This is a genomic window from Pseudomonas sp. OV226 (genome assembly GCF_003148705.1).
Taxonomy (GTDB): domain Bacteria; phylum Pseudomonadota; class Gammaproteobacteria; order Pseudomonadales; family Pseudomonadaceae; genus Aquipseudomonas.
In genome coordinates, this window is sequence record NZ_QGGS01000018.1 from 64,666 (window position 1) to 85,407 (window position 20,742).

General features: G+C 62.1%; 20 protein-coding genes. 19 read left to right on the forward strand and 1 reads right to left on the reverse strand.

Going from position 1 to position 20,742, the window contains the following annotated elements; translation table 11 throughout:
• Window positions 1-6: 6 nt before the first annotated feature.
• The 6 genes from C7534_RS23425 (at window position 7) to C7534_RS23450 (ending at window position 5,292) form a co-directional block, all read left to right on the forward strand.
• Window positions 7-1,026 (forward strand): hydroxyquinol 1,2-dioxygenase, encoded by a 1,020-nt coding sequence (locus tag C7534_RS23425; RefSeq protein WP_109787183.1) that lies wholly within the window; start codon window positions 7-9, stop codon window positions 1,024-1,026.
• A 90-nt stretch (window positions 1,027-1,116) separates the two neighbouring features.
• On the forward strand, window positions 1,117-2,580 hold the full coding sequence (locus C7534_RS23430) for an aldehyde dehydrogenase family protein (RefSeq protein ID WP_109787184.1): 1,464 nt from the start codon (window positions 1,117-1,119) through the stop codon (window positions 2,578-2,580).
• A gap of 8 nt (window positions 2,581-2,588) precedes the next feature.
• Complete coding sequence (locus C7534_RS23435) at window positions 2,589-3,656, forward strand: maleylacetate reductase (RefSeq protein WP_109787185.1); 1,068 nt, start codon at window positions 2,589-2,591, stop codon at window positions 3,654-3,656.
• Between the two features lie 80 nt (window positions 3,657-3,736).
• Window positions 3,737-4,609, forward strand: a complete 873-nt coding sequence (locus C7534_RS23440; RefSeq protein WP_109787186.1) for a dioxygenase family protein — start codon at window positions 3,737-3,739, stop codon at window positions 4,607-4,609.
• A 3-nt stretch (window positions 4,610-4,612) separates the two neighbouring features.
• Window positions 4,613-4,924 carry a YciI family protein gene (locus C7534_RS23445; RefSeq protein WP_109787187.1) on the forward strand — a complete coding sequence of 104 codons (312 nt, stop codon included), beginning with the start codon at window positions 4,613-4,615 and terminating at the stop codon, window positions 4,922-4,924.
• A gap of 2 nt (window positions 4,925-4,926) precedes the next feature.
• On the forward strand, window positions 4,927-5,292 hold the full coding sequence (locus C7534_RS23450; RefSeq protein ID WP_109787188.1) for a Rieske (2Fe-2S) protein: 366 nt from the start codon (window positions 4,927-4,929) through the stop codon (window positions 5,290-5,292).
• Window positions 5,293-5,312: 20 nt separating this feature from the next.
• Here the strand turns inward: C7534_RS23450 and C7534_RS23455 are convergent, their stop codons facing one another.
• The gene (locus C7534_RS23455; RefSeq protein ID WP_109787189.1) at window positions 5,313-5,972 is read right to left on the reverse strand and encodes a lysozyme inhibitor LprI family protein; all 660 of its coding nucleotides are present in this window, start codon (window positions 5,970-5,972) and stop codon (window positions 5,313-5,315) included.
• A gap of 523 nt (window positions 5,973-6,495) precedes the next feature.
• On the opposite strand from C7534_RS23455, the gene C7534_RS23460 reads away from it, so the two are divergent.
• The 13 genes from C7534_RS23460 to C7534_RS23520 are packed head-to-tail and all read left to right on the forward strand — an operon-like array spanning window position 6,496 to window position 20,742.
• Window positions 6,496-8,778, forward strand: a complete 2,283-nt coding sequence (locus C7534_RS23460; RefSeq protein ID WP_109787190.1) for a phage tail sheath family protein — start codon at window positions 6,496-6,498, stop codon at window positions 8,776-8,778.
• A gap of 59 nt (window positions 8,779-8,837) precedes the next feature.
• The gene (locus tag C7534_RS23465; RefSeq protein ID WP_077430158.1) at window positions 8,838-9,362 is read left to right on the forward strand and encodes a phage tail protein; all 525 of its coding nucleotides are present in this window, start codon (window positions 8,838-8,840) and stop codon (window positions 9,360-9,362) included.
• A gap of 46 nt (window positions 9,363-9,408) precedes the next feature.
• Complete coding sequence (locus C7534_RS23470; RefSeq protein WP_109787191.1) at window positions 9,409-10,140, forward strand: T4 family baseplate hub assembly chaperone; 732 nt, start codon at window positions 9,409-9,411, stop codon at window positions 10,138-10,140.
• Complete coding sequence (locus C7534_RS23475; protein WP_109787192.1) at window positions 10,137-10,898, forward strand: hypothetical protein; 762 nt, start codon at window positions 10,137-10,139, stop codon at window positions 10,896-10,898. The genes C7534_RS23470 and C7534_RS23475 overlap by 4 nt, the downstream gene beginning before the upstream one ends.
• Entirely contained in the window at window positions 10,895-12,223 is a 1,329-nt protein-coding gene (locus tag C7534_RS23480; protein ID WP_109787193.1) for a DUF4255 domain-containing protein, read from the forward strand. The genes C7534_RS23475 and C7534_RS23480 overlap by 4 nt, the downstream gene beginning before the upstream one ends.
• Window positions 12,220-14,133 (forward strand): ATP-binding protein, encoded by a 1,914-nt coding sequence (locus C7534_RS23485; RefSeq protein ID WP_109787194.1) that lies wholly within the window; start codon window positions 12,220-12,222, stop codon window positions 14,131-14,133. The genes C7534_RS23480 and C7534_RS23485 overlap by 4 nt, the downstream gene beginning before the upstream one ends.
• Window positions 14,130-14,408 carry a hypothetical protein gene (locus C7534_RS23490; RefSeq protein WP_109787195.1) on the forward strand — a complete coding sequence of 93 codons (279 nt, stop codon included), beginning with the start codon at window positions 14,130-14,132 and terminating at the stop codon, window positions 14,406-14,408. The genes C7534_RS23485 and C7534_RS23490 overlap by 4 nt, the downstream gene beginning before the upstream one ends.
• Entirely contained in the window at window positions 14,405-17,722 is a 3,318-nt protein-coding gene (locus C7534_RS23495) for an eCIS core domain-containing protein (RefSeq protein WP_109787196.1), read from the forward strand. The genes C7534_RS23490 and C7534_RS23495 overlap by 4 nt, the downstream gene beginning before the upstream one ends.
• Entirely contained in the window at window positions 17,719-18,375 is a 657-nt protein-coding gene (locus tag C7534_RS23500; RefSeq protein ID WP_046027212.1) for a hypothetical protein, read from the forward strand. The genes C7534_RS23495 and C7534_RS23500 overlap by 4 nt, the downstream gene beginning before the upstream one ends.
• Before the next feature lie 36 nt (window positions 18,376-18,411).
• On the forward strand, window positions 18,412-18,729 hold the full coding sequence (locus C7534_RS23505) for a hypothetical protein (RefSeq protein ID WP_046027213.1): 318 nt from the start codon (window positions 18,412-18,414) through the stop codon (window positions 18,727-18,729).
• On the forward strand, window positions 18,722-19,846 hold the full coding sequence (locus tag C7534_RS23510) for a hypothetical protein (protein WP_109787197.1): 1,125 nt from the start codon (window positions 18,722-18,724) through the stop codon (window positions 19,844-19,846). Before C7534_RS23505 ends, C7534_RS23510 begins: the two co-directional genes overlap by 8 nt.
• A complete protein-coding gene (locus tag C7534_RS23515; RefSeq protein ID WP_046027215.1) occupies window positions 19,843-20,361 on the forward strand; it encodes a phage baseplate assembly protein V in 519 nt (172 codons plus the stop codon). The genes C7534_RS23510 and C7534_RS23515 overlap by 4 nt, the downstream gene beginning before the upstream one ends.
• A 57-nt stretch (window positions 20,362-20,418) precedes the next feature.
• Window positions 20,419-20,742, forward strand: a complete 324-nt coding sequence (locus tag C7534_RS23520; RefSeq protein ID WP_046027216.1) for a hypothetical protein — start codon at window positions 20,419-20,421, stop codon at window positions 20,740-20,742.

Below are 20,742 nucleotides of genomic sequence, written 5' to 3' on the forward strand. Positions count from 1 at the left end.
CCCGCCATGGCCATGCTTGAAACCGCTGCCGATACCGCCCTGTTTGCCGACGATGACGTCCAGGCCAGCGCACCCCATGCCGTTACTGGCTACTGCTCATTCAAACTCGGCGCCTTCGACCTGTCGCGCGACGAGTACTTCGCCCGCATCACCTGGCCCGCCAAAGGCCAGACCCGCTCGCACCTGATTCCGGTCGACGCCTTCCTGCGCGCCATGATGCGCGATGTGGCCTGGGGCTTTTTCTATGGCTGGGTCAACTTCGACCAGGTCATTGGCACTCGCAATTACTACGGCAGGGTCGATCTGTATGCCGGCACCTTCAACGGCACGCTCAAGGCTGCCGGGGTCAACTACACCGAAAACTTTGAAACACCGCTGATCATGGCGACGTTCAAGGCCATTTTGCGTGATTGGACCAACTCGACATTTGACCCGTTCGCCGCACCGGAAGAAACCGGCAGCGCTTTCGGTCGCAAGAACGGCAACAACATTGAAGCCATCGAGCGCTCCCGCATCGCCACCAAACGCATGCCGGGCCTGAAGGATGATTCGCCGCTGCGCAACGATCTTCCGGTCAATCGCCAGTTCATCGATGTGCCTCAGGACGAACCTGAAGTCCACGCCGCAGAAGGTTTCGAAGGTGAGTTGCATGCCTTCAACCTGTTCAAGTACCTGTCGCGCTCCGACGTGACCTGGAACCCGTCCGTGACCTCGGTGTGCAAGGCCAGCCTGTTCTGCCCGACCACCGAAGAATTCATCCTGCCGGTGTTCCATGGCAATGACCGCATCGAGTGGTTCCTGCAAATGTCCGACGAGATCATCTGGGATGTCGGTGACAAGGATGACGGCAACCCACGCGCCCGCATCACCATGCGCGCCGGTGACATCTGCGCCATGCCCGCCGACATACGTCACCAGGGCTACTCGACCAAACGCTCGATGTTGATGGTCTGGGAAAACGCCACGCCGAACCTGCCGCAACGCTACGAGAGCGGCGAACTCAAGCCGTACCCGATCGAGTTTTAAGACCTCGTGTCTTGCCCGGCGTCATGTCGGGCCATGCTCCCAGCCCTTGAGTCAGACACTGCGCTACACGCGCGGTGCGAGGAAACAATTATGCAAAATCAGCTCTATATCGATGGCCGCTTCGTTGACGCCGTCGCCGGTGGAACCATCGACGTCCTGTCGCCCCATGACGGTTCGTTGATCACCCGCATCGCCGCCGCTGAAGCCGCAGACATCGATCTCGCCGTCGCCGCCGCCAAGCGTGCCTTTCCAGCCTGGTCGGGTTTGGGTGCCGCCGAGCGCGGGCGCCTGTTGCTCAAACTGGCGGACAAGATCGAAGAGTGCGGCGAAGAACTGGCGCAGCTCGAATCCTTGAACACCGGCCACCCGATCCGCGACTCCCGTGGCCTCGACGTACCGCGCACGGCCGCCTGCTTCCGCTACTTCGGCGGCATGGCCGACAAGGTCGAAGGTTCAGTGATCCCGGTTGAAGCCGGCTTCCTCAACTACGTGCAACGCAAGCCCATTGGCGTGGTGGGGCAGATCGTGCCCTGGAACTTTCCGCTGATGTTCACCAGCTGGAAAATGGGCCCGGCACTGGCGGCGGGCAACACCATCGTCATCAAACCCTCGGAGATCACGCCGTTAACGACCCTGCGCATCGTCGAGCTGATGACAGAAGTCGGCTTTCCGAAAGGTGTGGTCAACGTGGTGCCGGGCTACGGCCATACTGCCGGGCAAGCGCTGGCAGAACACCTCGACGTCGGCAAGATTGCCTTTACCGGCTCGACGGCGACCGGTCGACGGATTGTCGAATCGTCGACAAGCAACCTCAAGCGCATCCAACTGGAGCTGGGCGGGAAGGGTGCCAACATCGTCTTCGAAGACGCCAATCTGGAGGCGGCGGTCAATGGCGCTGCCTGGGCAATCTTTCACAATCAGGGCCAGGCCTGCATCGCCGGCTCGCGTCTGATTCTGCATAAAGACATTGCTGACCCGTTCCTTGAGCGATTCATCGCGCTGGCCAAATCCATTCGCCTGGGCGATCCGATGGACCCTCAGACCGAAATGGGGCCACTGACTTCGGCGCTGCACCGCGACCGCGTCCTGGCTTATATCGATATCGCCATCGAGCAGGGCGGCAAGGTCCTCGTCGGCGGCAAGGCACCGGACGACAAAAGCCTGGCCAAGGGTTTTTACGTCGAGCCGACCGTCGTCGAAGCCCGGCCCGGTGATCGTGTCTGCCAGGAAGAAGTCTTTGGGCCTTTCGTCACCGTGGTGCGCTTCAGCACCGACGAAGAAGCCCTGGCCATTGCCAACAGCACCGAATATGGGCTGGGCAGCGGGCTGTGGACGCAGAACCTGGCCCGCGCGCACAAAATGGCCGACGCCATCCACGCCGGCATGTGCTGGATCAACTGCTACAAACGCGTCAACCCTGGTAGCCCGTTTGGCGGTGTCGGCCAATCGGGTTATGGCCGTGAAATGGGCTTCGAAGCGATACACGACTACACCGAAGCCCATTCGGTGTGGGTCAACGTCGACGCCAAAATCGCGCCGTATTACCCACGTTGAGGCCTGCCATGAACCCATTTGTTTACCAAAGCCTGCCGACCCGTGTGGTGTTCGGTTGGGGCAAACTCTCGACGCTGGCTGAAGAAATCGAACGCCTGGGCGCCCGGCGTGCACTGATCCTGACCACGCCGGAACAGCACGGGTTAGGCGAACAGGTCGCGGCATTGCTCGGTGACCGCGCGGCGGGCATCTATTCCAAGGCCGTGATGCACGTTCCGCTGGAAGTGGCGCAAGCGGCGCGTCTTGAAGCGGCACGTCTGGATGCCGATTGCTGCGTGGCCATTGGCGGTGGTTCGACCATTGGCCTGGGCAAGGCGATTGCCATGGATTCAGGCCTGCCCATCGTGGCGGTGCCGACCACTTACGCCGGCTCCGAAATGACGCCCATCTACGGCTTGACGGAAAATCGCCTGAAGAAAACCGGGCGTGATCCCAGGGTCTTGCCCAAAACCGTGATCTACGACCCACAGTTGACGTTGACTTTGCCGTCGCAGATTTCCGCCTGCTCGGGCATGAACGCCATGGCCCACGCCGTCGAGGCGCTGTACGCCCAGGACGCCAACCCGATCATCGGCTTCATGGCCGAAGAATCGATTCGTTCGCTGGCCCTGGCATTGCCGGGCGTGGTTAACGATCCCGATGATCCCGAGGCGCGTAGCCAGGCGTTGTATGGTGCGTGGCTGGCGGGCATTTGCCTGGGTTCGGTGGGCATGGCTTTGCACCACAAGCTTTGCCACACCTTGGGCGGGACGTTCAATCTGCCGCACGCCCAGGCCCATGCAATCGTTCTGCCCCACGCCGCGCATTACAACCGCAAAGCGGCAGCGCAGCCGTTGCAACGGGCCGCGCGCGCCCTGGGTGGCAACGAGGCAAGCGAGGTCGGCGCTTTGTTGTACGCGCTGAACCAGAAGCTGGGCATTCCTCTGGCGCTGGGGGACATTGGCCTGCCTGAGCACGGCCCTGCCGAAGCGGCGCAAATCGCCTGCGCCAGTCCGTATTACAACCCCCGGCCATTTGAACAAGGACCGATTGAAGCGCTGTTGACCCGCGCGTTGAAAGGCCAGGCACCAGCCTGATTGATCAGGGCAGCGTCGGGGCGAACCACGGCCCCGATGCCTGCGCTAGCCGTACACTCTCCCTCGTCGGAATAACAACAATGACCGATCAAGACAAAACCATCGAACTGCGGATTTCCGAGCAGGCGGTGAACAGCTTCAAGGACGCGCCGAACGCGCGTTACAAATACATCATGCAAAGCCTGGTTCGGCACCTGCACGCGTTTGTCAGCGAAGTCGAACTGACCGAGCAGGAATGGTTTGAAGGCATACGCTTTCTGACCGATACCGGCCACACGTGCGATGGTCTGGTGCGCCAGGAATTCATCCTGCTCTCGGACACCCTTGGTGTCTCGATGCTGGTCGACGCCATCAACCATCGACACACCGCCAATGCCACCGACACCACCGTGTTCGGGCCGTTCTACATCGACGGCATGCCAGAGCGTGAGTTTGGTGAAAACATGGCCTGCACACCTGGCGAAACAGCACTGGTGCGCGGTCGTGTGGTCGACACTCAGGGCAACCCACTGGCCGGCGCGGTGTTGGACGTGTGGCAAACCGCCGAAAACGGGATGTATTCAGGCCAGGACACGGAGCAGCCGTTCGGCAATTTACGCGGTCGATATCGCACCGATGCCAATGGCTACTTCGCCATTCGCACGATTGTTCCCGTGTGCTACCCGATCCCTACCGATGGCCCGGTCGGGCGTATGCTCAATGCCGCCAACCGTCACGCGTGGCGGCCCGCACACCTGCACTTCATGATCGACGTACCGGGCTATCGAAAACTGGTCACGCACCTGTTCAATCACGATGATCCGTACCTGGAGTCCGATGCGGTGTTTGGCGTCAAACAGTCGTTGCAGGTGATCTACGAAGACCGTTTCACTCACGACGACTTGTCCGCCGACCTGGATATGCAATTGCCGTTCAAGCGTGCGTGTTATGAATTTGTCATGGAAATTGTGTGAATCATGGGCCAGTTTTTTGCGGTATTCGCCACCGACCATCCGGACTCGCTAGCCTTGCGTCAGCGTTTGCGGCCTAGCCATCAGGCGCATTTACGTGCCAACCAGGCTCATCGGGTAGTGGTGCGCTTCGGCGGCCCGACCCTCGATGAAGCGGGCACGTCCATGAATGGCACGCTGCTGGTCATCGAGGCGGGCAGCTTGCCTGAAGTGGAAGCGTTTATTCAGGACGATCCTTATGTCCAGGCCGGGCTGTTCGCCAGTGTGCAGATTCGCCCCTGGCACTGGAGCCTGGGCAACCCGGAGTTGCGCGGCTGACCATGATCACCATCACGTTGTGCCAACTCGACGACATCGCGGACGGCGGCGCCCTGGGCCTGCCGCAGCACCAGCAACTGCATCCGGCCGGGTTGGTGGCAGTGCGCCAAGGTCAGCAGGTGTGGGTGTACGTCAACCGCTGCCCGCATTTCTCGGTGCCTCTGGATTATCGGCCACTGGAATTTTGCACCTATCGCGGCAAGGTCCTGATGTGCGCGCATCACAGCGCTATGTTCCGTTTCGACGACGGGCAATGCATCGACGGCCCTTGCAAGGGCGCACAGTTGGAGTCGGTACCGGTGCGCTGGGTGGAAAACCACTTGCTCATGGACATCGAGCACGAGGGCGACCGGATGCAGGGTGGGTGAGGAGGGGGCGGGCAGAGCCCTCAACCAACCGGCTCGGCCGTACAGCTTACTTCCCCGGCACCAGGCTTCTGGAAATAGACCCCGTTTTCGTTTTGCCGAAAGCTGTAGTTCCCCTGGTAATTCTTGCCGGTGTATCGGGTTTCAAAATCACTTTGCACCTGGCTCAGGGTGATCGAGGAGTTCGCCCATTTCAGGTAAACCACGCCTGGCTGCGTATTAAAAAATGTCGCAGTCATCAAGTCGCTAAGCCCGGTACAACGGAACGCCTGGGGGCCTTCGGTCAGTCTGTCTGGATCCTTGGTTCTCACAATTGCCGAGCCTTGGCGGAGCTGATACGCACGTTCGGCATAACTGCGGATCACGCATGCCTTGGACTCCGGCCCGGAACCACACTGGTTGCGGGCCTCGATCCAGAACTGCTGGTCGATCATGACTTTGTTTGCGGGCGGCACCGAATGCTCATCCGTGAGCGCCAGTCGATAGAGACGCATCAGTTCAATATCCATTTGCGCCAGTTGCGGATCGCGGCAGATGAGTCTCTCGACGGATGCTTTTGTGTCGGCGCAGTCGAAGCTGGTCTTGAAGGTGCGCGCAGGTGACGCAGCATTCGCGCAGGAGATCGTGACCGCGCATACGCTGGCAACATGCAAGCAGGTGAAAAGGGCCGTGAGCGTTTTCATGTTGACGTCACCCGGATCATTTTCTGTACGGGGCTTTTCTGTACGGGACTATAACCTCAAGCGAGAGAAGTTCCATCCAGCCACATCTTAACTGAGCGATGAAAGTGGGGGGGCTTCGCTGATTTTAATGATGTCTGGCTATTAGCGTTACAACAAAACAGTCATTGGGCTTTTACAGTTAATTATTGTTTTACTTCGACGCTTTATAACTATTGGGTATTGGCTTTTGGCGGCAGCCCTTTAAGTTCAGGTGCTTATAGAACTAAAAATATCAATAAGCCATTAGCTAAAGATGGAAATGCTTGAATTTGCGTAATAAAAAAAACGATCTATAGCTATCCATACCTTTCGGATCGTGGGCTGTCAGTTCCCATAAGAAATATGAACTGCGTCCAGGTCGTCAACGGTTTCCGGGCAGTGGATGGGTTCGGATGTAGTTGTGTTGGTTGTGAGGCGACGTTGTATCTGCCTCTGAAGGGATTTGGCCATCAACCTCCTGCATCCAGCCCGGAAAGGATCCGTCATGCCTGCCCAACTCAGCTATCCAGGCGTCTATATCGAAGAACTTCCCAGCGGCGTGCGGACCATTACCGGCGTCGCGACCTCGGTGGCTGCCTTTGCCGGTTCGGCGCCACGCGGGCCGATCAACAAAGCCCAGCACCTGTTCAGTTTCGCCGATTACGAGCGGCGCTTCGGCGGCTTGGCAGTGGATTCCGAGATGGGTTACGCGGTCCGGCAGTTCTTCCAGAACGGCGGTACCGAGGCCTACGTGGTGCGTATCGTCAAGGACGCCAGTACAGCCAGCAAAACCTTGCAGAACACAAACCCGATCGATGTACTGAAGGTCGAAGCGCTGGACGAAGGCGCTGCGGGTAACGGTATCGAAGTACGGGTGGATCACCTCACCATCAACCCTGGTAGCTCATTCAACATCACGTTCATCCGCGCCTCGGATGGACGCGCCGAACGCTTTGAAAATCTGTCAATGAACTCGATGGACGCCCGCTACGTGCTGGATCAGGTCAATGCGGTTTCTCAGTTGGTCAACGTGAGTCGGGTGGTCGGTCAGGCAGCACTGGACGGGTTGGCAGCCGGCACTTCGCGCGGTGCCAGTCTGGCCGATGTGACGACCCTGCTGGACGCCAATCACAACGAGTTTCGGGTCAGCGTGAACAATCTGCCGCCGGTCAAGGTGCTGATCGCGCTGCCGGCGGATATCGCCGGTGGTACGCCGACCCAGCGTCTGGATTCTCTGTGTGGTGCAATCCAGGCCAAAGTCCGGGCCCAAGCGAACAGCCAACTGGCCTACCAGAACTTCACTTGTGGGCGGCCGGCCGCTACGCAAACGATCCTGATGACGTCCGGTGTCGGCGGTGAATTCTCCAGTGTGCGGGTGCTGCCCGGGCAGAAAAGCAATGCCAGTGCTGCGCTCAAACTCGCCAGTGAAGCAGGTGGAGTGGAGGTCGATGCGGTCGGGGCAATCCGTCCGGTGCCGGTGCCTGATCCTGCGACCCTGACGAGCGATACCTTCGCTGCCAACGACCTGGATGCTCTGCCAAATGCGACCCACACGGGCCTTCGCATCAGCCTCGATGGCAATTCCGATGTGATCGATATTGGTGACGCGGGGGCGGCTGGCGCCAATCTGGCCGCCAAACTGACGGACGTCGCCGCGCGGATTCAGGCTGCGGTGCGTGCGCGTAAACCGGGAGATCCCGCCTACCGCAACTTTACCTGTGCAGTGGCCGGCAGCACCCTGGTCCTGGCCACCGGCACCCAAGGCGCGGCCTCAAGTATCGCGGTCTCGGATTCGCCGCTGAACAGCATCGCCAGCCAACTGCATTTGCTGGCAGGCTCGCTGACCACCCAGCCGGTGAACGTCACCCTGCAAGGCGGCAGTGAAACAGCCTATGCCGCCGCGGATATCTATTCCGCCTTCATTGCGGACCGTGACACACGCAAAGGGTTGTATGCCCTGGAAGAAGTGGACCTGTTCAACATCCTCTGTCTGCCGGGTATCACCGACACCGGCGTGCTGATGGATGCAGCGGCTTACTGTGAGGAACGCCGGGCATTCTTCGTGATCGACTCGCCACCAACCGCTGTCGATCCGCAGCAGATGGTGGCGACGGTTTCCGGGACCGCGTTGCCAAAATCCGATCACGCCGCCGTCTACTACCCCTGGATCTACATCGCCGATCCCCTGAAAAACGGCAAGTTGCGCCTGAGCGCACCCTGCGGAACCGTGGCCGGGCTTTACGCCCGCACCGATGGTGACCGTGGTGTCTGGAAGGCGCCGGCCGGCACTGAAGCCAGCCTGATCGGGGTACAGGCGCTGAACTATCAATTGAACGACCGCGAGAATGGCAGTCTCAACCCGCTGGGGGTCAACTGCCTGCGCAGTTTTCCGGTTTACGGCGCGGTGTCCTGGGGAGCCCGGACCCTGCGCGGGGCTGACCAGATGACCTCCGAATACAAATACGTGCCGGTGCGCCGACTGGCCCTGTTCCTGGAAGAAAGCCTGTATCGCGGCACTCAATGGGTGGTGTTCGAGCCCAATGATGAGCCGCTCTGGGCGCAGATCCGGCTCAACCTCGGCGCCTTCATGAACAGCCTGTTCCGCCAGGGCGCCTTCCAGGGCAAAACGCCGCGCGAGGCCTATCTGGTCAAGTGCGATCGTGAAACCACCACCCAGGACGACATCAATCGCGGCGTGGTGAATATCCTGGTGGCTTTCGCTCCGCTGAAACCGGCGGAGTTCGTGGTGATCAGGATCCAGCAGCTGGCTGGGCAAATTCAGGTGTGATCCAGGCAGCGGCCACCCGGGTGGGTGGCCGCTGAATCGCTGCATCAGGGAGATATGCCATGGCTCAGTTCACGGTCAACGCCCAGCGTTTCGATCCTTACAAAAACTTCAAATTCCGCGTCAAGTGGGACGGTCGCTATGTCGCCGGCATCAGCAAGGTATCGGCACTCAAGCGCACCACTGAAGTGGTCAAACACCGCGAGGGCGGTGACCCCAGCAGCAGCCGCAAATCGCCGGGGCGCACCGAGTTCGAGGCGATCACCCTGGAACGTGGGGTGACCCACGATGCCGATTTCGAGCGTTGGGCGAACAAGGTCTGGAACTTCGCTTCCGGCTTGGGCGCGGAGGTGTCGCTCAAGGATTTTCGCAAGGACATCATCATCGAGCTATACAACGAGGCCGGCCAATTAGCCCTGGCGTACAAGGTGTTCCGCTGCTGGGTCAGCGAGTTTCAGTCGCTGCCGGACCTGGACGCCAATGCCAACGCCGTCGCCATCGCCCGTCTGAAGTTGGAAAACGAAGGCTGGGAGCGCGATTACGAGGTGGTCGAACCGAGCGAACCAAGCTTCAACGAGCCGAACTGACGAGGCATCGTGCCTGTTGGCATTTCCATGATGGAGATCCCTGACCGTGTCCAAGCTTGATTCCGCTGACTGGCTGGCGATCTGGGACCACAGCCAGACGCTGCCCCCCGCACTGCAATCCTGCGCGCTGTTGGCGCCCTTGCTGGCCGACGGCCTGACGGGTGCCGAGCGGTTGCCAGTGGGGCGCCGCGATGCCCATCTGCTGGACCTGTATGGCGCGCTGCTCGGGCCGCAATTGACCGCCATGGCCTGTTGCGAACATTGTGCCGAACGCCTGGAGCTGAACCTGAGTACGGCCGACCTGCGTCTGGATGATCCGCCCGCCGACGCGCCGGAGTTGCAATTGCAGTGGCAAGATTACCGCCTGCGTTTTCGCCTGCCGGACAGCCTCGATCTGGCGGCCGTGGCCCAATTGTCGGACATCGAGCAGGCGCGGCAGCTATTGGTCCGGCGCTGCGTGCTGGAGGCTGCGCAGGGCGCGCAGCCAATATCGCTCGAGAACTTGCCGCAGGGGGCGATGCAAGCCTTGAGCGAGGCCATGAGCCAGGCCGATCCACAAGCGCTGATTGAGTTAGACATGTGCTGTCCGGCGTGCAAGGAACGTTGGAGCGAGGTCTTCGATATCGGCAGCTACCTGCTGGAAAGCCTCGACCATTGGGCGCAACGGACGCTCGATCAGGTCCATTTGCTGGCCGCGGCCTACGGCTGGAGCGAGACGCAGATTCTCGCCTTGAGCCCGCAGCGTCGCGCCCGCTATCTGCATCGCGTGCAGTCATGAGCGACTGGCTGCTGGCCTTGGCCCGGCGCGCCTTACAGCCGCCAACAATTCGCCCGCGAATCGGCTCGCGCTTTGAAAACGACGCTATCGCGCCGCGGGATTTTGAGCAGGCACCGCAGTCGCAACTGACACCCACCCAAGAACCGTCCACCGCGACTGCCGCGATCCCGGTAACGGTGCAACCGAGGGCCGAGCCGTCATCGCCGATGGCGCGGCCTGTTACGCAGGTGTTGCGTCAGGTGACCTCGCTGCTGCAACCAACATCGCCGGTGGCGACCATCCCGCCACCCATGCCAGGCCCTGCGCAGACGGTGGTTTCGTCAATGCTTGAATCACCGAAGGAGGCCGGGCTACCCCGAATTCCGCTACCGTTACCGCCGGTTGTCGAGACTGCGCAAGGACAGCCACCCCTGCGCCTGGAATCCCGGCTGATCGAACGCTCCCACAGTGAACAGCGTATCGAGCGCCACGAGCTGACTCGGGAGCTGATCGAACGCCGTGTCGAACGCCTGCACGAGCAAGCGCCCAACGCCACCTCGGCATCGCAGCCTCTGCATGTCCGGCAGGAACCGCACCCGACGCAGCCCGATGGGCCTGCTGCCGCACCGCGGGTCGAGATCAATATCGGTCGCATCGAAATTCTCCCGTCCGAGGCAGCGCCTGCGTCGCGTCGCGAAGAGCCACCCCGGCGCTTGCCGGCCAAGTCCCTGGATGACTACCTGAGCGAGCGTAACTCGGGTGCAGGACCGCGGTCATGAGTTCGCCACTTGGGCTGGCCGCAGCGCTCGTGACGCTCCAACAGTTGCTGGAAAGCGGCCTGGCGGAATTGAAAGTCAGCGATGTGCTGGGCGGTGCCCCGAGCGTCACCTGTATCGGCCCGGACCGCATAGATCCCGCCGGTGGCGACCAATTGAACCTCTATCTCTACAACCAGACGCGCAACCCCGGCTGGGCCAACCTTGGCCTGCCAAGCCGCGACAGTGTGGGTGAGCGCATTGGCAATCCGCCTCTGGCGCTGGACTTGCACATACTCATCACAGCCTATGGCGCTGCCGACTTCCACGCCGAAATCCTCCTCGGCGCTGCCATGCAGATCCTTCATGACACCCCGGGAATGGGCCGCGATGCCATCCGCGCGGCGCTCAAGCCGGCGCCGAACAAACCCAATGTGCCCAAAGCGCTGGAACGCGCCGGGCTGGCCGATCAGCTGGAGCAACTGCGGATCACGCCTCTCAATCTCAGCACCGACGAACTCTCGCGCATCTGGTCGGCGATCCAGGTGCCGGCGCGGCCCAGCGCGGCGTACCTGATCAGCGTACTGCTGCAATCGACGGCCAGGAGCCAACGCACGCCGCTGCCGGTATTGGCACGCAACCTCTATGTGGTGCCGTTGCGGATGCCACGGGTGGACCGGGTCGAGTCGGTGGCCGGCGCGTCAATGCCGATTCTGCCGGATGGCAGCGTGCGGGTCAGCGGCGCCAACTTCAAGGCCCAGACCGTACAACTGTGGGTCAACGGACTGGACCTGAGCGCTGGTCTGAGCACCGTCGATAACGAGACCCTGGAGTTCGGTTTCCTGTTGCCGGATCTGCCTCATCCGCCGGCGCTGCCTTCATCCTTGCGGGCGGGGGTCTGCACGTTGCAGGTGGCCCATGGGCAATGGTTGGGTACGCCGCCGGTAGCCCATGGGGCGGTGCAGTCGAACCTTGGCGTGTTCATCCTCAACCCGCAGGCGGGTTTTGTCGTGCTACCCGGTGCCACCAGCACGGTGGTCGACGGCGTCACCTACCGCTTCGGCAGCATCGAGGTGACATGCGCTCCGCCAGTGGGCCCCGGGCAGCGGGTGCGCTTGCTACTCAACGAAAAGAACCCGCCGAGCGACCGGCCGGCACGGGCCTATAGTTTCAGCGCGACTGACGGCAATGGCATTCTCCCGCCGGCCGAGCAGAGCTCGACAGTCACCGTCGAGTACCAGGGCGTCGCCCAAGGCGCTTACCTGGCAAGGGTGCAGGTGGATGCCGGAACCAGCGCGCTGGTCATGGGCGGTGACGGGCAATTCAGCACGCCGCAGGTGCTGCCATGAGCCAGCGCCATGATTTTGCCGAAAACCGCCGCGTGCTGACCCAGACGTTGAATGCCTTTGCCGCCTACCTGACGGCGCGACTGGCTAACGAGCCTGCGCCCTTGGGCGCTTATCTGCAAACCCCGCCAGCCCTGGCGCGGCTGAGCGAGCGGTTGGGGCTGAGCCGTTTCGAGCAGGATCTGTTGCTGCTGGCCGCCGCCGCTGACCTCGACCCACGCTTTCGTGACCTGCTGGCACAAGCCCAAGGCGACGCGAACCAACCCTGGTTGAGTTTCGAGCTGGCCCTGAATCTGCTCCCGGACCCTGAGTGGAGTTCAATCACCCCTATCGGCCCTCTGCGGCGCTGGCAATTGCTCGAACCGTGCGGCAGCGGCGGGGTGCTGCAAGCGCGGCTGGTGGTGGATGAAATCATCCTGCACCGGATCGCCGGCCTGAGCTTCCCAGACCCGCGCCTGGAGCCCTGGTTTCGCCGGGAAAACCTGCCAGACGCCGCGTCGGTCGCTGTCGATGAGCATCAGGCCAGGGCCAGCATCCTCGAGATCGCCGCGCAGTGGCAGGTGGCGCCCAACCTGGCCCTGGCGCCCATTGCGCGACTGGTGGACGGTGACGGCGATGGCTACGCCCACGCCTTGGCGACAGAGCTGGGGCTCAAGCTCTACCGGATGACCGAGTTCGACCTGCCTGCAGGGCAAGCCGAGCGCGGGCAATTGGCGCACTTATGGGAACGTGAAGCGCTGTTGCACGGCGTGCTGCTCTGGTTGCAACCGCAAAGTCTGAACCCGGAGCAGGCACAACGCCTGGGCGACTTCCTCGATCACCTGCAGAGCTTGCTGCTGCTCAGTGGTGACAGCGCGCCAGCCTTGCGTCGCCGTCAATGTCGGGTCAGCGTTCAGGGCAGCGATGCATCGGCACGGCTCAAGCTCTGGCAGCAACAATTGGGTGAGTCAGTCGCGGGCCTCAACGGCCGTCTCGGCCTGCTGGCGGAACAGTTCCAGCTCAGCAGCAGTACCATTCTGCGTCTGGCCGAGGTTTTCAAAGCCAGCCCTCAAGGTGGTGCCGAACACCTCTGGCAGGTGTGTCGCGAAGAAGCTCGACGCGGCCTGGAACACTTGGCCGAACGGGTGGACGCCCGCGCCGGCTGGGACGACCTGGTGCTGCCGGACGCGGCCCTGACCAGTCTGCATACGTTGGCGGCGCAAGTCCGCCAGCGCACGCGGGTCTACCGCGACTGGGGCTTTGCCGAACGCAGCGACCGAGGCCTGGGCATCAGCGCCTTGTTCGCCGGCGGCAGCGGCACCGGCAAGACCCTGGCCGCCGAAGTGCTGGCCAACGAACTGCAGCTGGACCTGTACCGCATCGATCTGGCGGCGCTGGTCAGCAAGTACATCGGCGAGACCGAGAAGAACCTGTCACGGGTATTCGCCGCGGCTGAAAGCAGTGGCGCGATCCTGCTGTTCGACGAGGCCGACGCCTTGTTCGGTAAACGCAGTGAAGTGCGCGACAGCCATGACCGCTACGCGAACCTGGAGGTCAGCTACCTGCTGCAACGGATCGAGACTTACCGTGGCCTGGCGATTCTCACCACCAACTTGAAGCAGGCCATCGACCCGGCGTTCCAGCGCCGCATCCGTTTCATCGTGCAATTCCCTTTCCCCGATGTGGACGCCCGCAGCGCCATCTGGCAGCGGGCGTTTCCGTCCGATGCACCGTGCAGCGCATTGGATATTGGCAAGTTGGCGCGGCTATCGCTGTCAGGCGGGCATATCCGCAACCTGGCCTTGAACGCGGCTTTCCTCGCGGCGGACAAGGACATGGCCATCGGCATGCAGCATCTGCGCGCGGCGGCCGAAGCGGAATTCGCCAAACTGGAAAAACCGCTGCCGGCGGCGGAAGTGGGGGACTGGGAATGACCCGTACCCTGGCACCCGCCGCCCCGACCATCAGCCTTACGATAGGGACTCTGGCGCTGCCCGGTTATTCGTTGCGCAATGGCCAGCGACTGGCCGGCGCCCTGGAACGCGAGTTGGGACGTTTGCTGATCCAGGGACCGCTGCCAGGGCAGGGCTTTGCGCTTGAGCAGGTGCAAATCCCCCGGTTCGCCACGCCCGCCGGAGAACGCCCGGAGCGCACCGGGCGGCGCTTGGCACGGTTGATTGCCGAACAACTGCAGGGGCCGGGACAATGACCGAACACGCCCTTGCCCCCAGTGCCGAACGCGACGCCTCGCCGCCGAAAACCGCCGTGCGCGGTCTGCTTTTACAGCGCAAGTGCGCCTGTGGCGCGGGTGCCGGCAGCAGCGGCGAGTGCGAAAGCTGCGCCGCCGGCCGCCAGCAGAACCTGCAACGCAAGAGCAACGGTGCCTCGGGCGGGCAGGGTGTACCGGACTCGGTCAATGAGACCCTGGCACGTCCCGGCAGACCGCTGGATGCGGACACCCGCGATTTCATGGAAAGCCGTTTCGGCAGCGACTTCGCTGCCGTACGCGTACACGACGACAGCGCCGCCGGGGCCAGCGCCCGGGATGTGGATGCGCATGCCTTCACGGTCGGTCAGGACATCGTGTTCGGTGACGGTCAATACCAGCCTCACAGCGACAGCGGTCGACACCTGTTGGCCCACGAACTGGCCCACACCGTGCAGCAACAAGGCCTGCAACGCTCCGGCATCAGCAACCTCGCCGATCAGGGGCCGCACTACCAGCGGCTGGAACGCGAGGCCGACTTCGCCGCCGACAGCGTGATGCGCGGCCAGCCTCTGGCCAGCGGCGTGCTCAGTCAGGGCGGGCCGCGACTGTCGCGCAAGGATGGCAAGGGCAAGTCGCAAGACTATGAGGTGGAGAGCCGTTACAAAGACCTGGAAATGTCCACCGGGCACAAGGTCACGCCGGAGAAAAAAACCACTGCCAAAGTGAAGGGCAAGGACAAGGAGCTGGCTTCGTACGACGTCGATTTCCTTGAGTTGCATGAGGTCAAGGGCCCGGTGCTCAAGGAATGGCAAAGCAAGGCCAAGGCCAAGGCCCTGCGTGCAATCATCACCTTGCAGGGGGCCAAGGCCCAGGAAGCGGGCCTGTGGCAAATGCGTGTCAGCTCCGACGAGTTGCGTTCGCGCTGGGTCAATCTGCGCGGCTGGAAGATGGGCGATGCGTTGAACGCCGCGTGGCAAAAGGCCGGTGGCGATGCCGAATTTCCCAAGGTCGGCGGTGGCACCTGCGAGATGGATCACATCATCGAATTGCAGGTGGGTGGCGATAACACTCAGGAAAATATCCAGGTGCTCGATCGCCTTGATAACGGCATGAGCGGCAGCCTGATCAAGCAACAGGTCTTTGGCCTGGCACAAGCTATCGCGCAAAAGATCGAGGAGGGCGGCGAGGAGCCGCCGGCGCAGATCCGCATGGTATTCGCCGATTCCAAAATGAAGGGCACCGGCAAGTGCGGACCCTGTTGCGAAACCGGCAAGAAACTCGGCAAGCCCGGCAAGGACGGGCGCGCCGACAAGTCCACTGAAACCCTGATCGACTACCCGGTGGTGGCCGGCGGTAGCACGCGGGTGCTGCGGGTCAGTGAAAAGAGCAAGACGCCGCCGATCTTTGAGTCCGGTATCCCGGAAAACGTCGCAGGGGCCGAAATCCTTCCCGGGTTGTTGTTGATGACCTTGCGCCGGGTCGGCAAGGGCAAGGACACCATCAACGCGATGATCGACAACCGCGACCGGACCCGCCTGCCGATCACCTTGCCGGCCAAGGGCACCGGGGTGGTGCTGGATGTCGCCGAGGACGGTGGCCTGACCCTCTCGGCGGCGGCGAAGAAGAACGCCGGTATCGCGTTCACTTATGACTACCTGAGCCCCGGCGTCTTCACCAAACTGGACCTGGTGCCCGGTGGGGTCGCGGGCGAGGGCTACATCACACCGAGCAAAGTGCCTTTGTTGCAAAAAATCGAAGTGGCCTTCTCGCCGGAGTATTTCCGGCTCAAGGCGCCGCTGGACAAGGACAAACTGAAGCCACCGTTCGCCGGGGTGAAAATCACCGAGGCATCGCTGGCCATCGATCTGGCGCCGAAACTGAAACCGGTCGGGACTGTCGCGTTCGAGTTCGGCACCGCGAAGAAAATCGCCGCGAGCAAAGTCGAGGTCAGTGCCGACGAGAATGGCCTGGTGTTGACCGGGGTGCTCTTTGTGTATTTGCCCGGCGTCGATGAAGCCAAGGGCGAGATCAAGTATCAGGCCGGCGAGTGGAGTGGCGGGGCGCACATCGAGTCGGGGCAGATGGCCGGCAAGATTCCCTATGTAAAAAGCGGCGCTGTCGATGTGTTTCTCAAGGCCGGCAAGATCGACGCCAGCGGCAAGGTCAATCTGGAACTGCCAGGCGGCAACGAGGCTGCGCTGGAGATCAGTTACGCCGCCAACAAGTGGGTGTTCCAGGGACGCGGAAAGATCAAGGTCAAGAGCCCCTACCTCAAACCGATCCAGGCCAGCCTCTGGTACGACGGCGAACTGTTTATCGCCAAGGGCCAGGCCGGATTCGCCTTCTCGGGGCTCGACGGCATCATCGATGCCACCTACGAGAACAAGGGCGGCAAGGAGAAGGTCTACGGCAAGGGCGATATCAAGATCGACAAGGGGCGCGCCAAAGGCAATATCGTTGTCGAGTTGCTGCCCAATGAAAAGATCATCGGCAAGGGCAAGCTCTCCTACGAAATCAAGAAGGACATGGTCGCCACGGCTGGCATCACGGTGGACGAACAGCAAAAGATCACCTTTGACGGCGAGCTGAGCTTTCCCGACATCACCCTGTTCAAGCGCTTCCCGGAGAAACAGGAAGACCAGCCTATTTTCTCGGCCTCGGGAAGCATCCCGATTCCTGGCGCCTCCATCGGCCCGATCGGGCTCAAGGTCAAACTCTGGGGCAGCCTGGGGTATTACTACTATGTCGGCCCCGGGGTACTCACCGGGATCAAGGCCACGGTCAAGTTCAGCCCGTTCGAAGCCGACCCGGACTTCAGTTTCAACCTCAAGGCCAAGGCCAGCATCCCGGCAGGCGGGGGGATCAGCGGCAAAGTCGGCGCCGATGTGGTGATCGATCTGTACATCGCCGAGGTCGGTGGCGGCCTCAATGTCGAGGCCAGGGCAGGGCTTGAAGGCAAGGCCGAGCTGGCCGGCGAGATCGCTTACAGCAAGGACAAATTCAGCGTCGATGCCAGCGCCTATATCGGCGGCAGCGTAGTGCTGGCCGCCGCGTTGAATGCCCGGGTCTTCGCCGAAGCCGGGGTCTGGCGGTTCAAGGTACGGACCGAAAAAACCTGGAAACTGCTCGGTGGCACCTTCGACACCGGGCTGAGCCTCGGCGTACGCCTGCCGCTGCACTACGACAGCATTGATGGCTTTCGAATGCCCAAGCTCTCCGATATCAAACCGGAACCTGCGCAGCTCAATCTCGACCCCTCGAAGATGCTGTCCAACCTGTTCGGCAATGCCACGAAAGAGGAGCACGAGGTATGACCGGCTTTTCCAATTCGCCGAAAGTGCTCAAGGGCGGCCTGATCCTGATCGACCCGGCCAGCGGTGCCGTGCTGCGAGTCATTGCGCTGCAGTACAACCCCGATCTGCTGACCCGCAGCCTGCAACCGCAGAGCACCGGCGGCAGTGCAGCGATCAGCGAGCCATTGCGCCTCAAAGGACCGCCGGTGGAAACGATCAAGCTCGACGCCGAGATCGACGCCACCGACCAATTGGAGTTTTCCGATCAGCACCCTGGTGCGATCGAGGTCGGCATCCACCCGCAACTCGCCGCACTGGAAACCATCGTCTACCCGGACAGCAACGCCTTGATCCGCAACAACCAGATGGCGAGTGCCGGCACCCTGGAAATCGTTCCGGTACAGGCGCCACTGCCCTTGTTTGTGTGGAGCAAGGAGCGCGTGGTGCCCGTGCGCATCACCGATTTTTCGATCGTCGAGGAGGCGTTCGACGTCAACCTCAACCCGATCCGCGCACGCATCACCCTCGGCATGCGCGTGCTCAACATCAATGATTTGGGCTTCGGCGACAAGGGCGGGCACCTCTACATGGTTTACCACCAGAGCCGCGAACGCCTGGCGCGCAAGGCCAGCAGCGCGACCCTGGCCAGCCTGGGTTTGAGCGCGCTTTTTTAAAACAACGGAACGCTGATGAACGAAAGGACAGCCACGATGAGCGACCGCTTCCCACCTAACAGCCGTTACTACCCGACCGACACCGCCGAGTTGGTCCAGGTCGACGGTCGACGCGTGGTTTACCTGCGGCGGCGCTTCGTACCGGACCCGGCTAACTTTGTCACCTTGCAGATCTACACCGTGATCGAGGGCGACCGGATCGATCGCATGGCCGCTGCGGTGCTCGGTGACCCGGAACAGTTCTGGCGCCTGCCGGATGCCAATGGTTGCCTCCACCCACTGGAGCTGGAAGAGCTGGGCCGGCAAATCCGCCTGACCTTGCCCGAAGGCATGCAGGGGCCGAGCGATGCTTAAAGGCATGCATGTCTCGCTGCTGGTCGGCCCGGCGATACCGTTACCGGTGCCCAAGCCGCTGATCGATGCCTTGCAGAGCATCCAGGTGACGTCGGCGGCGGGCGCCCGCAGTGGCTTCCAGATCAGCTTCGCACTGCACAACAATTCACCGCTGCACACCCTGTTGTTGCTCACCGGCGGGCGGGTGCCCTGGCTGCGGGTGCTGATCGTGATCACCCTCAACAGCCTGCCGATGGTGTTGATGGACGGCCTGATTACCCGCCAGGAGGTCAGTGGCTCCAACGAGCCGGGGCAGAGCACCCTGACCATCACCGGTGAGGACCTGTCGGTGGCCATGGATCAGCAGGAATTCAACGGCATTCCCTATCCGGCCATGCCGGCCGAGGCGCGGGTGGCGCTGATTGTCGCCAAGTACGCGATCTTTGGCATGGTGCCGCTGGTGATCCCGCAAATCTTCAGCGATGTGCCGATCCCGGTGGAAAAAATCCCCACCCATGACGGCACTGACCTGGCCTACGTGCAGAAGTTGGCCAAGGACGCCGGCTATGTGTTCTACGTCGAACCCGGCCCGTTGCCGGGGATGAATACCGCCTACTGGGGCCCGGAGATCAAGCTCGGGATACCGCAACCGGCACTGAACCTGGGGATGGATGCCCACAGCAACGTCGAGGCGCTGTCGTTCAGTGTGGACAACACCAAGGCCAGCCTGCCGATCGTGTTTATCCAGAACCCGCTGACCAAGTTCCCGATTCCGTTGCCGATCCCCGACATCAGTCTGCTCAACCCGCCGCTCGGTGCGTTGCCGCCCATTCCAAAGTCGATCCACCTGCTGAAGGACACCGCCAAGCTCTCGCCAATGGCGGCCTTGTCCAAGGGCTTGGCGGAGGCGGCGGGCTCAGCGGATGTGGTGACCGCCACTGGCTCGGTCGATGTACTGCGTTACGGCTCCGTGTTGAAGGCGCGCCAACTGGTCGGCGTGCGCGGTGCGGGCAGCGCCTTTGACGGTTTGTACTACGTGAAAAACGTGACCAGCAACTTCAAGCCCGGCGAGTTCAAGCAGAGCTTCACGCTGACCCGCAACGGTTTGATCTCGACGCTGCCGAGGGTACCGGTATGAGCGCTGAGCAAGGCAAGTTCTACGGCAAATTCCGCGGTGTGGTGTTGAACAATATCGACCCGATGCAGATGGCCCGCATCCAGGTCCAGGTGCCTGATGTGCTGGGGCTCGGCATCTCCAGCTGGGCCATGCCCTGCGTTCCGTTCGCCGGGAAGCAGAGTGGGATGTTTGTGGTGCCGCAGATCGGCGCCGGGGTCTGGGTCGAATTCGAGCAGGGCAACCAGGATTACCCCATCTGGGTCGGCGGTTTCTGGGGCAGTGCGGCAGAGGTGCCCGCCTTGGCGTTGGCGGGGTTGCCGGTATCGCCAAGCATTGTGCTGCAAACCGGCAACCAGAACGGCCTGACGATCTCTGACCTGCCGGGGCCCACGGGCGGCATTCTGCTCAAGACCCTGACGGGGGCGATGATTTCGATCAACGAAATCGGCATCACCATCAGCAACGGCCAAGGCGCGACGATCATGCTCAACGGGCCGGCGGTGAATATCAATCAAGGCGCATTGACGGTGATTTGAAATGAACATTTCACGCAATCGGCAGCTGAAACCGGCCATGACAGGGGAGGACCGCTGATGCCCGGTTTTCTCCTGCATCTGGGCGCCACGGTGATGTGCAGCCACGGCGGCCAGGCGACACCGACCGCGCCTTTTCCCCGGGTGACACTCTCCGGCCAGCCCGTGACGACCCTGGCCGCGCCCTATGTGATTGCCGGCTGCGCCATGCCGCCACCGCCCTCCGGCAATGGCCCCTGCGTGACCGGCCAATGGCTGGTCGGCGCGACCCGGGTGTTCGCCGGCGGGCTGCCGGTGCTACTGCAATCGAGCACCTCGATCTGCGTCCCCACCGGCACGCCGATGATGGTTACCGTCACTCAGCTACGGGTCTCAGGAGTCTGA

Excerpts from the sequence above, each read along its gene's own strand:
- C7534_RS23425 (WP_109787183.1), top strand. The coding sequence starts at position 7 with ATGGCCATGCTTGAAACCGCTGCCGATACCGCCCTGTTTGCCGACGAT.
- C7534_RS23430 (WP_109787184.1), top strand. The coding sequence starts at position 1,117 with ATGCAAAATCAGCTCTATATCGATGGCCGCTTCGTTGACGCCGTCGCC.
- C7534_RS23435 (WP_109787185.1), top strand. The coding sequence starts at position 2,589 with ATGAACCCATTTGTTTACCAAAGCCTGCCGACCCGTGTGGTGTTCGGT.
- C7534_RS23440 (WP_109787186.1), top strand. The coding sequence starts at position 3,737 with ATGACCGATCAAGACAAAACCATCGAACTGCGGATTTCCGAGCAGGCG.
- C7534_RS23445 (WP_109787187.1), top strand. The coding sequence starts at position 4,613 with ATGGGCCAGTTTTTTGCGGTATTCGCCACCGACCATCCGGACTCGCTA.
- C7534_RS23450 (WP_109787188.1), top strand. The coding sequence starts at position 4,927 with ATGATCACCATCACGTTGTGCCAACTCGACGACATCGCGGACGGCGGC.
- C7534_RS23455 (WP_109787189.1), bottom strand. The coding sequence starts at position 5,972 with ATGAAAACGCTCACGGCCCTTTTCACCTGCTTGCATGTTGCCAGCGTA.
- C7534_RS23460 (WP_109787190.1), top strand. The coding sequence starts at position 6,496 with ATGCCTGCCCAACTCAGCTATCCAGGCGTCTATATCGAAGAACTTCCC.
- C7534_RS23465 (WP_077430158.1), top strand. The coding sequence starts at position 8,838 with ATGGCTCAGTTCACGGTCAACGCCCAGCGTTTCGATCCTTACAAAAAC.
- C7534_RS23475 (WP_109787192.1), top strand. The coding sequence starts at position 10,137 with ATGAGCGACTGGCTGCTGGCCTTGGCCCGGCGCGCCTTACAGCCGCCA.
- C7534_RS23480 (WP_109787193.1), top strand. The coding sequence starts at position 10,895 with ATGAGTTCGCCACTTGGGCTGGCCGCAGCGCTCGTGACGCTCCAACAG.
- C7534_RS23485 (WP_109787194.1), top strand. The coding sequence starts at position 12,220 with ATGAGCCAGCGCCATGATTTTGCCGAAAACCGCCGCGTGCTGACCCAG.
- C7534_RS23490 (WP_109787195.1), top strand. The coding sequence starts at position 14,130 with ATGACCCGTACCCTGGCACCCGCCGCCCCGACCATCAGCCTTACGATA.
- C7534_RS23495 (WP_109787196.1), top strand. The coding sequence starts at position 14,405 with ATGACCGAACACGCCCTTGCCCCCAGTGCCGAACGCGACGCCTCGCCG.
- C7534_RS23500 (WP_046027212.1), top strand. The coding sequence starts at position 17,719 with ATGACCGGCTTTTCCAATTCGCCGAAAGTGCTCAAGGGCGGCCTGATC.
- C7534_RS23505 (WP_046027213.1), top strand. The coding sequence starts at position 18,412 with ATGAGCGACCGCTTCCCACCTAACAGCCGTTACTACCCGACCGACACC.
- C7534_RS23510 (WP_109787197.1), top strand. The coding sequence starts at position 18,722 with ATGCTTAAAGGCATGCATGTCTCGCTGCTGGTCGGCCCGGCGATACCG.
- C7534_RS23515 (WP_046027215.1), top strand. The coding sequence starts at position 19,843 with ATGAGCGCTGAGCAAGGCAAGTTCTACGGCAAATTCCGCGGTGTGGTG.
- C7534_RS23520 (WP_046027216.1), top strand. The coding sequence starts at position 20,419 with ATGCCCGGTTTTCTCCTGCATCTGGGCGCCACGGTGATGTGCAGCCAC.